Origin of the sequence: Paraburkholderia phytofirmans (assembly GCF_046028095.1) — a bacterium.
Taxonomy (GTDB): domain Bacteria; phylum Pseudomonadota; class Gammaproteobacteria; order Burkholderiales; family Burkholderiaceae; genus Paraburkholderia; species Paraburkholderia phytofirmans_A.
On the sequence record NZ_JAQQDJ010000002.1, the window covers coordinates 663,589 to 676,038 of the forward strand.

Sequence of the window (12,450 nt, forward strand, 5' to 3'; positions counted from 1 at the left end):
CCACTCATTCATTCATACCACCGCGGCGTGTAAACCCACTCACCGCCTTCGGCCGCGTTGCCGAACCGCCGCGTCGTGGACGACCCCACGATCACCATCGTGCGCATATCCACATCGGACGAACGCAGTTCGCCTAGCGTGAGCGTGCGCAGCGTGCCGCCTGGGCGACCTATATCGCGGCCGAGCACCACCTGAGTCTGCGTCGCACGATACTCCCGCACGATATCCAGCGCTTTATCCAGCTGCCACGGCCGTGCGCGCGAAATCGGGTTGTAGAACGCCATCACCAGATCCGCTTCGGCGGCATGCTTCAGACGCTTTTCGATGATCGCCCAGGGCTTCAGATTATCGGACAGCGACAGCATGCAGAAGTCGTGGCCCAGCGGCGCGCCCGCTTGCGCCGCCGTTGCCAGCGCCGCCGATACACCCGGCACGATCGCCAGTTCGACCGCAGCCCACTCCGCGTTATCCGACGCCTCCAGCGCTTCGAGCACCGCCGCCGCCATCGCGAACACCCCCGGATCGCCCGACGACACCATCACCACGAAACGTCCCTCGCTCGCCAGTTCGAATGCGTGCCGCGCGCGCTGCATTTCCTCGCGATTGTCCGTGCCGTGCACGCGCTGGCTGGCGCGCAATGGGCCGGCCATTTTCACGTAGGTGTCGTAGCCGAGAATATCGGTGGCTTCGTTGAGCGCCGTGCGCGCGGCCGGCACCATCAGATCGGCGCTGCCGGGGCCGAGGCCGATCACGGTCAGGCGGCCACGCGCGCGGCCGATCGTGTCGGGATCGATGGCGAGCGGCGCCAACGCGAGCGCGACGCCTGCCGCCGCATCGTTGTGCAGCGTCTTGTACGGAATGCGCAGCGCGGCATGCAGCAGATTGGCCGGCGGCTCGCCATCTTCGGGACGTGTCAGCGCGAAACGCAACGGCACGTTCAGGTTCGCCGCGGCCTCTGCAAGCGCCGGGTCGGCCATGCGTTCAGAAGAGGCCAGCAATGCCGCGAGCGACAGCGGCGCGAGACCCTGCGCGTCCAGCGCCTCGCGCACGCGTGTCGCGATCTCCACATCCACGGCCGTCACCGCCGCGACCACGCTGCGCGGATGAATCACCAACTCTTCGTCGCGCCCGTCCCACGCCCGCGGCGTGACGCGGATCGCGAGACGCGCCGAGTCGGAGCGGGGCAGTTGCGCGTCATCGAGCCACGGCGCTTCGCCTTCGATGCGCGTGCTCTCGCCGGCCAGCAGATCCGAAACAAAGCGCTTGCCTTGGCCGATATCGGCGAGCGTGTAGCCCTCGGGCGGATTCAGCACGCAGGTGCCGAAACGCAATTCGCCGCTCGTCGTGATGGCCGGCGGCACGGCCAGCAGCGCGGCAATCTCGCGCGCCATCAGGTTGACGCCGGCAAGACCGCCGAGCAGCGGCACGACCGCGCTGCCATCCTCAGCGACGGCCAGCACAGGCGGCTCGACGCCCTTGTTCGACAACGACGGAGCCAGACAGCGAATCACGATCCCCGCCGCGCACAACGCGACGATCGGCGTGCCGCGCGCATACAGTTCCCGCAGATGCGCGCCGAGTTCGCTGTACGACACGTCCGCCTCGACGCGTCCCTGCAATGCATGCACCTGGCTATCCGCATACAGCGCCTGAATGCGCCGCGCCGTCGCCAATGCGCCCGCGCCCAGAATCACGATCGCGGGTGCGCTCATCCTTGCCATTTTTCCCCCGGCACCACGAGCAGCGAAAAATACGGCGACGCCATCGGATCGACTTCGGCGAGCGGCACGATGCGCTGATTGCCCATCGTCGCGCGTTCGACGTAGAGCGCGCGGTCCGCGAGACCGAGTTCGCCGAGCACGCGCCGCACCTTGTCGAAGTTGCGGCCGAGTTTCATCACGACGGCGGCGTCGGCATCGGCCAGACGGCGGCGCAATTCGTCTTCGGGCAACACGCCCGAAAGGACCGAGAGGCTCTGGTTGCGATACACCAGCGGCGCGCCGAGCACGGCGGCGCCGCCGAGCATCGAGCACACGCCGGGCACCACTTCGCTTTCGTAGCGCGCCGCGAGCCGGTCGTGCAGATACATGTACGAGCCATAGAAGAACGGATCGCCCTCGCAGATCACGGCGACGTCGCGGCCCGCATCGAGATGCGCGGCGACGACTTGCGCGGCGGTGTCGTAGAAGTCGGCGATGATCGCTTCATACGAAAGCGGCGGTTCGAGCGCTTCGGTGGTGACGGGATAAACGAGCGGCAGATGCTGCTGGGCATCGTGCAAATGCGCTTCGATGATGCTGAACGCGTTGCCTTTCTTGCCCTTGGCGACGAAATACGCGACCACCGGCGACGCCTTCAGCAAGCGCAGCGCCTTCAGCGTGATGAGTTCCGGGTCGCCGGGGCCGACGCCGAGTCCGAACAAACGTCCTTGCGCCGTCATTTATTCGACCTCCGTGGCGAGCGCGTTCACGGCGGCCGCCGCCATCGCGCTGCCGCCGCGCCGGCCATGCACCACCACGAAGGGCACGCCGCAGCTGTCGTCCGCGAGCATCGCCTTCGATTCGGCCGCGCCGACAAAACCCACGGGAAAGCCGAGAATCAGCGCGGGCTTTGGAGCGCCGGCGTCGAGCATATCGAGCAGATGAAAGAGGGCGGTCGGCGCATTGCCGATCACGACGACGCTGCCCGCCAGATGCGGCCGCCACAATTCGAGCGCGGCCGCCGAGCGCGTATTGCCGAGTTCGCGTGCGAGCGACGGCACGTCTGGATGCGTAAGCGTGCAGATGACCTCGTTGTTCGCCGGCAGCCGCGCGCGCGTGATGCCTTGCGCGACCATGCCGGCGTCGCACAGGATCGGCGCGCCTTGCGCGAGCGCCGCACGGCCCGCCGCGCCCGCGCCCGCGGAAAATTGCAGATCCTCGATCACATCGACCATGCCGCATGCGTGAATCACGCGCACCGCGAGTTTTTCGAGGTCGGCGGGTATGCGCGACAAGTCGGCCTCCGCGCGGATCGTCGCGAAGGATTGGCGATAGATCTCCTGACCGTCGCGAATGTAATCAAGCATCGGTGTCACTCCGGGCGAGGCGTTCGAGCATGTCGAGGGCCTCGCCGATCGTCAGTTGGCGCGCGACGCACTGGCCGAAGCCGGGCCGGCCGTCGCGTCGATAAAGGTCGTAGAGGCCGGGCGCCGCGGCCAGCAGCGTGTACGGCGCGCAATGCGCGGCGGCGCACGAGCGCGAGCAGCCGCTCAGATGCACGTCGACGCCGGCGGGCAGGCGAGCCGCGAGGCGCAACGCGTCGGTCTTGGTGTCGGCGAGGCCCTTCGCGCAGCCGCTCGATCCGGCGCACGCGATCAGGTGCGTGATCGCTTGTGCGGGATCGCAGGCGAGACCGAGCGTGGTCATCGCGGTTAGCACGGTCGGTCCGGCTTGTGTGGCGATGTCGGTTAAGAGCACGCTTTGCCACGGGGTGACATGCAGCGTGCCGTTGCCATGCTGCTGCGAAAGCGCGGCGAGACCGTTAAGGGTGTCGGCGTCGACGCGTCCCAGCGGTGGCTGGCCGCCGACGTGCGAGGTTCCGGGCACGCGTTGGGCGTGGGTGCCGAGGCGGAGGTTGGCGTCGGCTGGCGTGGCGCGATGCCAGTTGCTCAGTTTCGCGTTCTGGGTGAGCGGGAAGTCGAGATATTGCTCGGCGTGATGCAGTATTGCTTCGACGGAATGCGTGGTCAGCAGGTGGCGCATGCGTGTGGCGTCGGCGGCGGCGAGGTCGAGGAACGTGAGGAGCAGCGCGCGTACTAGTGCCGGGACTTGTGAAGGCAGGATCGCGGCTACTGCGCCTGTGTCGTTCACGCCCGGTTTTCCAGGCGCGGTGCTTTGGCTTTGCGTAAGCGCGCCCGCATAGGCGCCCACAGGCGGACAACCCGCCACCCCGAACACGAACCGCACGCCGTCCGCCTCTTGCGATGCCGCCAGCCACACATCGTGCGGATGATCCACTCTCGCGAGCCGCTCGCCCCCGTCCAGCAGCAGCGCGAATTTCGGCGACAGCGCCGCGAAACGCGTTTCGCTTTGCAGCATCGCGAGTAGTTCGGCGCACAGCGGGCGGGTGTCGAATAGCGCGGATGGATCGCGCCCGGCTGCGGGGCTGATCATGACGTTGCGGACGTCGTCGGCGGTGGCTGCCGCTGCGGCGGAGAGTGCGTCGGCAATGCACGCCTGCTGCGCTGCTGCGTCTGCGGCGTTCGAAGCCCATTCATTCACTGCGTTGGCAGCCCCGGCATCCGCAGCGTTCTCCGCAGCCGTCGTGTTCGCATGGCTCGCCACGCCGTTCGCCGGCATCGGCCCAAGACCCGCATCGATCAACGCTGCGATCAACGCCGCCTCTTCACCGCGCTTCACGCCACGCACCTGCACATTCGCGCGATTGGTCAACTCGATCACCCCGGCCGCGTGCCGCGCGCTAGCGTCCGCGATCGCCCGAGCCTGCGCGGCGCTCAATTCACCGCCGGGCAGTTTGATCCGGCAAATCCCGCCGTCGCGCGCGGCGACGATGCGCAGCAGCCCCGGACACGCCGAGGGCCGCAGCGTGGCGGCCGCGTCGGATAAAACGGAGGAAGGCGAAACTTGATTCAAGACGGACACCGGGTTGAGCGTCGCGCGACGGCCCGAGCATGCCGTGAGGCGGGCATGGCTGCGGCATCGGTACACCCCGCCCGATGTTGGCTGGCACGAACAGTCTTGCCGGCAGGTCTCCTGGCTGGCAGGTCATGGTCCGCTGCGGCCTTCCCGGTCGAACCAGTGGCGTGGAGCGCAGGCGGACTCGCTGCATACAGTTGCGGGGGCAGCCACAGCGACACTGTGTTCCCTCTTCGGCCCCGAAGGGCACCGGCGGCTGTATTATGCCTTTTTTCGAACAGCACAACGAGGCTGGACGCTTTGACCGGCGTGGCACAGCGCATTATTTGAAGACACAGAATGAGGATGGATGCATGCCCGCGTGGCTGACGGTGGTGGGCATAGGCGACGACGGCTTTGCCGGTTTGGGGCGGCCCGCGCGGCGCGCTTTGCTGGAAGCGTCGGTGGTGTACGGCGGCGAGCGTCATCTGGCGATGCTGCCCGCGCGTCTCGGCGCGCGCCGTGCCGCCTGGCCGCGTCCGTTCGATCTCGCGCCCTTGCTGGCCGAGCGCGGCGCCGCCGTGTGCGTGCTGGCGAGCGGCGACCCGATGCTGTTCGGCGTCGGCGCGATGCTCGCGCGGCAATTGCCGGCGGGGGAATTGCGGGTGCTGCCCGCGCCGTCGTCGCTGTCGCTGGCGGCCGCGCGGCTCGGCTGGCCGTTGCAGGATGTCGCGACGGTGTCGCTGGTGGGGCGGCCGTTGCCCACGCTGAACGCGCATCTGCACGACGGCGCGCGCGTGTTCGTGCTGAGCGCGGACGGGCGCACGCCCGCGGCGCTCGCCGAGCTGCTGAACGCGCGCGGTTTCGGGGCGACCCGCATGAGCGTGCTGGAGCACCTGGGCGGCGAACTGGAGCGGCGCATCGACGGCCGTGCGGATCACTGGTCCGCGGGCGACGTGGCCGCGCTGAACCTGATCGCGCTCGATTGCCGTGCCACCGAAGGCGCGCCGCGTCTGCCGCTGACCTGCGGTTTGCCCGACGATGCGTTTCGTCACGACGGCCAGTTGACCAAGCGCGACGTGCGCGCGATCACGCTCGCGCGCCTCGCGCCGACGCCCGGCGAATTGCTGTGGGATGTGGGCGCGGGCAGCGGCTCGATCGGCATCGAATGGATGCGCGCGCATTCCAGCTGTCGCGCGATTGCGATTGAAGGGCATGCGGAGCGGCAACGCTTTATCGAACACAATCGCGATGCGTTGGGCGTGCCGGGGTTGCAACTCGTGGCGGGGCGCGCGCCTGAAGCGCTGCAGGGATTGCCGGTGCCGGATGCTGTGTTCATCGGCGGCGGGGTGACTGTGCCGGGCGTGCTGGAGGCCTGCTGGGCCAGTCTGCGCGAGGGTGGGCGGCTGGTTGCTAACGCGGTCACGTTGCAAGGCGAGGCGGTGCTGGCGGCATGGCGCGAGCGGCATGGCGGGACGTTGACACGGATCGCGTTGGCGGACGCGCAACCGCTTGGCGGTTTCGATACGTGGCGGCAGGCGTTGCCGATCACGCTGCTGGAGGTGACGAAGCAGGCAAGCGGCGTGGGTGTCGACGCGATTCGAGCGAACAAGCTGGCTAACGCTACGAGTGATATGAGCGCCCCGAGTGCCATGAGCGGGATGAATGATGTGCGCGCTGGGAGTGTCACGCCGAACACGCCGAACACGACCAACGCCACCACCACCGACCCATCCCCCGAACCCTGATGCGCGAAGAAACCCCCGACCACCCCGCGCCGCTGCGTAGCGGCTACACGACCGGCAGTTGCGCCACCGCGACGTCGCTGGCGGCGGCGCGTCTGTTGCTCGCGGGTGTCGTCAGCGAAGTGGCGGAGATCGTGTTGCCGAAAGGCCAGCATGTGCCGATGCCGCTGGTGTTCTGCCGCCTGATCGGGAATGGCGATGAAGGCGCTGAAGCCGGCACGGTCAAGGACGCCGGCGACGATCCCGACGTCACGCACGGCGCGGTGGTCTTCGCCCGCGTGCGGCTCGTCGCCGAACCGGGCGTGATATTTCGTGCGGGGCCGGGCGTCGGCACGGTGACGCGCGCGGGGCTGACGCTGCCGGTCGGCGAACCCGCCATCAACCCGGTGCCGCGCAGAATGATGACCGAGCATCTGGCCGAACTCGCGGCGGAGCACGCGTACGGCGGCGGCTTCGAAGTGACGATCGGCGTGGAAGGCGGCGAAGCGCTCGCGCTGAAAACGATGAACCCGCGGCTCGGTATTCTCGGCGGCCTGTCGATCCTCGGCACCACCGGCATCGTGCGTCCGTTTTCGTGCTCGGCGTATATCGCGTCGATTCACCAGGGGATCGACGTCGCGCGCGCGAACGGCTACACGCATCTCGCCGCCTGCACCGGCAACGCGAGCGAGGACGCGATGCGCGCGCACTACGGCCTGCCGGATATCGCGCTGATCGAAATGGGCGACTTCGTCGGCGCGGTGCTCAAGCATATGAAGCGCGCACCGGTCGAACGCCTGAGCGTGTGCGGCGGTTTCGGCAAGCTCAGCAAGCTGGCGGCGGGTCATCTCGACCTGCATAGCCGCAATTCGAGCATCGACCTCGAACGGCTCGCGCAATGGGCCGCCGAACAGGGTGCCGACGACGCGCTTCAAGCGTCGATCCGCGCGGCCAATACGAGTCAGCAGGCGGTCGCGTTGGCGCACGCGCAGCAGGTGCCGCTCGGCGATATCGTCTGCCGGCATGCACTGGCGGTCGCGCGCGAGATCGTGCCGCCGCAGGTCAACGTCGAAATGTTCGCGATCGACCGGCAGGGCAAGCTGATCGGAGCCGCGCAATGAAAATGAAGCGGATTCTGCTGCTCGGCGGCACTGGCGACGCGCTGCGGATCGCGCGGCAACTCGGCCCTGAGCACGTGTATAGTCTCGCCGGCCTCGGCAAGGTGCCGGAGGATCTGGCGTGCACGGTGCGCGTCGGCGGCTTCGGCGGCAGTGAAGGTATGGCGCGCTACATCGTCGATGAAAGTATCGACCTCGTGATCGACGCGACACATCCCTATGCCGCGCAAATCAGCGCGAACGCGGCGCAGGCGAGCCTCGCCGCACGGGTGCCGTATTGGGCACTGCATCGCCCGGCGTGGCAACCGCAAGCCGGCGACGATTGGCGCATGGTCGGCGGCTGGGACGAACTCATCGATGCGCTGGCGCCGTTCAGAAAGCCGCTCTTCACGCTCGGCCGCGAACCGCTCGCGCATCTCGACGAGATCCCGCCGCATCAGTTCTGGGTCGTGCGTTGTCTTGAAGCGCACGAAGACACAGCACGTGCGCGGATACTCGCGGCGCGCGGTCCATTCACGCTCGAAGGCGAACGAGCGCTATTCGCTCTGCAAGCCTTCGACGTCGTGGTCAGCAAAAATAGCGGCGGCCAGGCGACCGAAGCGAAGCTCGAAGTCGCGCGTGAACGCGGTTTGCCGGTCGTGATGCTGCGTCGTCCTGAGTTGCCGGCGGCAGAGAGGGAATTCGAGAACGTGGCCGACCTGCTCGATGCGCTGCAAGTCGCCGATTGAACCCGCGCCCGAACGGATTACGCATGCATGCCATGCCGCCTCAACGAATCATGGAGTAACGAATGACGGTGTTTTTTATCGGCGCGGGTCCGGGCGACCCTGAACTGATCACGGTGAAAGGGCAGCGCCTCGTGCGCAGTTGTCCGGTGATCCTGTACGCGGGTTCGCTCGTGCCGGCTGCCGTGCTCGAAGGTCACGCGGCGCAGCAGGTCATCAATACCGCCGAACTCGACCTCGATCAGATCATCGCGTTGCTTGCGGCCGCGCATGCCAAAGGCTACGACGTGGCGCGCGTGCATTCCGGCGATCCATCGTTGTACGGCGCGATCGGCGAACAGATCCGCAGACTGCGCGAACTGGACATTCCCTACGAAATCGTGCCGGGCGTTACCGCCACTGCGGCATGCGCGGCGACGCTGGGTTGCGAACTGACGTTGCCGGATATTTCGCAGACGCTGATCCTCACGCGCTTCGCCGCCAAAACCAGCATGCCCGAAGGCGAACAACTGGCCGACCTCGCCCGGCATCGCGCGACGATGGCGATTCACCTCGGCGTGCGGCACCTTGCGCGCATCGTCGATGAATTGCGGCCGCATTACGGCGGTGCGTGTCCGATCGCGGTGATCTATCGCGCGAGCTGGCCCGACGAGGAGAAGATCACCGGTACGCTCGACGATATTGTCGGCAAGGTGCAATCGACATCCATCGAGCGGACCGCGCTGATTCTGGTCGGACAGGTGCTGGCCGCCGAAGGTTTCGCCGACTCGACGCTGTACGCGAAAGACTGAACCCGTCTACGTGAAAAAGCTCGTCCGCGCACCAAGACACAGTGCGCGGATGGGCGATCAACACCAGATCAACATCAGATCAACGGTCGATCCTCTCACGCCGTCACTTCATCCCGCTGCTTCGCAGCCAGCTTCGCACGCAATGCCCTGGCGGCCCGAACCATGTTCGTCAGCGCCGCTTCGGTCTCCGGCCAGCCGCGCGTCTTCAGCCCGCAATCCGGATTGACCCACAAGCGTTCAGCGGGAATCACTTCGCACGCACGTTCCAGCAGACGTTGCATGGCTTGCGCATCCGGCACGCGCGGCGAGTGGATATCGTAGACACCCGGGCCGATTTCGTTCGGATACGCGAAGGCGCCGAAGCCGTCGAGCAGTTCCATCGCCGAGCGCGAGGTCTCGATGGTGATCACGTCGGCATCCATGGCGGCGATCGACGGCAAAATATCGTTGAACTCCGAATAGCACATATGCGTGTGAATCTGCGTTTGATCGGCGACGCCCGCGGCTGAAATGCGGAACACGCGCGTGGCCCATTCCAGATACGCGGCCCAATCGGCGCGACGCAACGGCAAGCCTTCGCGGAAAGCCGGTTCGTCGATCTGGATGATGCGAATGCCGGCCTTTTCCAGATCCACCACCTCGTCGCGGATCGCGAGCGCGAGTTGCAGCGCGGTGGTCGAGCGCGGCTGGTCGTCACGCACGAACGACCATTGCAGCATCGTCACCGGACCGGTCAGCATGCCTTTCATCAGACGCTGCGTGAGCGATTGCGCGTAGCGTGTGGTTTCGACCGTCATCGGTTCGGGACGATACACGTCGCCGTAAATGATCGGCGGTTTCACGCAACGCGAGCCGTAGCTCTGCACCCAGCCGTTTTCCGTGAACGCATAGCCCCACAACTGTTCGCCGAAATATTCGACCATGTCGTTGCGTTCGGCTTCACCGTGCACGAGTACGTCGAGGCCCAGTTCTTCCTGTTTGCGGACGGCGATTTCGATCTCGGCGCGCATGCGCTGCAGATAGTCGAGCGCGCGCAGTTCACCGCGCTTGGAGGCGGCGCGCGCCTGGCGGATCGCCGGCGTTTGCGGGAACGAGCCGATCGTGGTGGTCGGCAGGAGCGGCAGGCCGAGCGCTTCGCGTTGCAGGCGATTGCGTTCGGCGAACGGGCTTTGCCGGTCGGCCATCGCGCTGCTCACCGCGGCCACGCGTTTTTGCACGAGCGCGTTGACCACTGCGCTTGAGTTGCGGCGCGCTGCGAGCGCGCGGTCGGCGGCGGCGAGTGTTGCTTCGGCCGCGGCGGGGTCACGCAAGGCGAGGGCGAGCGTGGCGACTTCGTCGAGTTTTTCGGTGGCGAAGGCGAGCCATGATTTCAGATCGGCGTCGAGTTTCTTTTCCGCGTTGAGCGAGACCGGCACGTGCAGCAGCGAGCACGACGACGAAACCCACAGCCGTTCGCCGAATTCCGCATGCAAGGCCTGCAGCGATTCGACGATCTCGCCGAGATTCGCCCGCCAGATATTGCGGCCATCGATCACGCCGGCCGACAACACCGCGTGCTTAGGCAAGGCCGCGCGCCACGCGTCGAGTTGTTGCGGGGCGCGCACCAGGTCGAGATGCACACCGGCGACCGGCAGCGCAGCCACGCGCGGCGCGTGCTCCGCGGCGCTTTCGAAGTACGTGGCCAGCAGCACTTTCACACCCGATGCGCCGAGCACGTCATACGCGGCGGAAAACGCGTCGAGCCATTCAGCGGGCAGATCGACGCACAGGGCCGGCTCGTCCAGTTGCACCCATTCGATGCCGCGTTGCTTGAGCTTGTCCAGCAAACGGCTGTAGCGGATCACGAGCTTCGGCAGCAACGACAAACGGTCGAAGCCGGCAACATGGCTCTTCGACAGCCATAGATAAGTGATCGGCCCGATCAGCACGGGCTTGACCGGCAGATTCAGCGCGAGCGCTTCGTCGATCTCGTCGAACAGCCACTCGACGCCGCCGTCGAAACTCGTCTGCGGGCCCAGTTCCGGGACGAGGTAGTGGTAGTTCGTGTCGAACCATTTGGTCATTTCCATGGCCGGTTGCGCGGCGTTTCCTCGCGCGAGCTCGTAGTACTGGGCAAGCGACAACGTCTTCGCATCGAAGCCGAAACGCTGCGGCAAAGCGCCGAGCAGCGCGCTCAGATTGAGCATCTGATCGTAGTAGGCAAAATCGCCGACGGTGACGAAGTCCAGTTTGGCATGCTGCTGCAATTGCCAATGACGGGCGCGCAGTTCGCGCGCGACGCCGCGCAGATACAGTTCGTCGGATTCGCCGCGCCAGAACGATTCCTGCGCGAATTTCAGTTCGCGCTGCGCGCCGATGCGAGGAAAGCCGGGAATATGCGTGCGGGCCATGTGATGTCCTGTTGTTCGTTGTGTGAATTGACGCCCAGTGTGAAAGTCACGCTATGATTCATCAAGCGACATGTTTTCACCAATGTATGAGCCACATTCATATCAAGCTTTATTCGTTCAATGCGGAGCCATTCCATGCTTGAGCTTCGCCACCTGCGTTCGCTGATCGCCATTGCCGAGTCGGGCAAGCTGGTGGCGGCCGCCGAGCGCGTGCATCTGAGCCAGTCCGCGCTCTCGCATCAGATCCGCGATATCGAGGCGCATTACGAGGTGTCGCTGTTCGAGCGCACCAAGCAGGGGTTGCGCTTCACTGCCGCCGGCGAGCGACTGCTTGCGCTCGGCCGCGAAACGATCGCGGCGGTGAGCGCGGCGGAGCGCGATCTCGTGCGGTTGAAAGGCGACACGCGCGGCGAGTTGCGCATCGTGCTCGAATGCCATACCTGCTTCGACTGGCTGATGCCGGTCATGGACGAATTCCGCCGGCGCTGGCCGGAAGTCGAAGTGGACCTCGTCGCGGGCTTCCATGCGGATCCGTTGCGTTTGCTGAGCGACGGCAAGGCCGATGTGGTGATCGGCTCGAAACCGGCGACGCGGCGCAACCTGCATATCGCGCCGCTGTTCCGCTTCGAGATTCTGGTGGTGATGGCAAACGAGCATCGGTTGCGCAACAAGCGTCGCGTGAGCTCGGAAGATCTGCGCGACGAGACATTGATTACCTATCCGGTGCCCGAGGCGCGCATCGATCTGATCCGGCAGGTGCTGGAGCCGGCCGGCATCAAACTCGAACGGCGCACGGCGGAACTGACCATCGCCATCATGCAGCTGGTGGCGAGCCGCCGCGGGATCGCGGCGCTGCCGAACTGGGGCGTGAAAAACTACGTCGATCACGATTACGTGCTGGCCAAGCGCGTCGGCACCCAGGGACTGTGGAGCGAGCTGTACGCGGTGGCCGGGAAAGGCCTGGCGAGCCGGCCTTATTTCGACGATTTCGTCAGGATCGTTCGCGATACCTGCGCGGCGCAACTCGACGGCATCGAGCTGCTGACGGAAGACGGCCAGACGTCGTGACGAATGCGCGGCTCATTC

At 66.3% G+C, this 12,450-nt stretch carries 10 protein-coding genes and 1 riboswitch; of the genes, 5 read left to right on the forward strand and 5 right to left on the reverse strand.

All coding sequences use genetic code 11. The annotated features are described in order from the left end of the window. Positions 1-8: 8 nt before the first annotated feature. From cobJ to cobG, 4 genes are read right to left on the reverse strand one after another with little or no spacing between them, the layout of a single operon-like run. Positions 9-1,712, reverse strand: coding sequence for a precorrin-3B C(17)-methyltransferase (cobJ, locus tag PQR54_RS07455; RefSeq protein WP_408244748.1), 1,704 nt, complete (start codon positions 1,710-1,712; stop codon positions 9-11). Continuing rightward, a complete protein-coding gene (locus PQR54_RS07460) occupies positions 1,709-2,440 on the reverse strand; it encodes a precorrin-2 C(20)-methyltransferase (RefSeq protein ID WP_310818466.1) in 732 nt (243 codons plus the stop codon). The genes cobJ and PQR54_RS07460 overlap by 4 nt, the downstream gene beginning before the upstream one ends. Continuing rightward, entirely contained in the window at positions 2,441-3,067 is a 627-nt protein-coding gene (locus PQR54_RS07465; protein WP_408244749.1) for a precorrin-8X methylmutase, read from the reverse strand. It lies immediately after the preceding gene. Beyond that, a complete protein-coding gene (cobG, locus tag PQR54_RS07470; protein WP_408244750.1) occupies positions 3,060-4,643 on the reverse strand; it encodes a precorrin-3B synthase in 1,584 nt (527 codons plus the stop codon). Before cobG ends, PQR54_RS07465 begins: the two co-directional genes overlap by 8 nt. An 84-nt stretch (positions 4,644-4,727) precedes the next feature. After that, positions 4,728-4,906, reverse strand: a riboswitch (cobalamin riboswitch). 84 nt (positions 4,907-4,990) lie between these two features. Here cobG and cbiE point away from each other — a divergent pair. From cbiE to cobM, 4 genes are all read left to right on the forward strand, one after another. Beyond that, complete coding sequence (cbiE, locus tag PQR54_RS07475; protein ID WP_408244751.1) at positions 4,991-6,364, forward strand: precorrin-6y C5,15-methyltransferase (decarboxylating) subunit CbiE; 1,374 nt, start codon at positions 4,991-4,993, stop codon at positions 6,362-6,364. Continuing rightward, entirely contained in the window at positions 6,364-7,461 is a 1,098-nt protein-coding gene (locus PQR54_RS07480; protein ID WP_408244752.1) for a cobalt-precorrin-5B (C(1))-methyltransferase, read from the forward strand. Before cbiE ends, PQR54_RS07480 begins: the two co-directional genes overlap by 1 nt. A 2-nt stretch (positions 7,462-7,463) precedes the next feature. Beyond that, positions 7,464-8,186, forward strand: a complete 723-nt coding sequence (locus tag PQR54_RS07485) for a cobalt-precorrin-6A reductase (RefSeq protein ID WP_408245009.1) — start codon at positions 7,464-7,466, stop codon at positions 8,184-8,186. A gap of 62 nt (positions 8,187-8,248) precedes the next feature. Then, a complete protein-coding gene (gene cobM, locus PQR54_RS07490; protein WP_408244753.1) occupies positions 8,249-8,974 on the forward strand; it encodes a precorrin-4 C(11)-methyltransferase in 726 nt (241 codons plus the stop codon). 95 nt (positions 8,975-9,069) lie between these two features. Here cobM and metE read toward each other — a convergent pair whose 3' ends face one another. Beyond that, a complete protein-coding gene (gene metE / locus PQR54_RS07495) occupies positions 9,070-11,364 on the reverse strand; it encodes a 5-methyltetrahydropteroyltriglutamate--homocysteine S-methyltransferase (RefSeq protein ID WP_408244754.1) in 2,295 nt (764 codons plus the stop codon). A 135-nt stretch (positions 11,365-11,499) separates the two neighbouring features. On the opposite strand from metE, the gene PQR54_RS07500 reads away from it, so the two are divergent. Further along, positions 11,500-12,432: a LysR family transcriptional regulator gene (locus PQR54_RS07500; protein ID WP_408244755.1), complete on the forward strand. Its 933-nt coding sequence runs from the start codon at positions 11,500-11,502 to the stop codon at positions 12,430-12,432. The last annotated feature ends 18 nt before the right edge of the window (positions 12,433-12,450 follow it).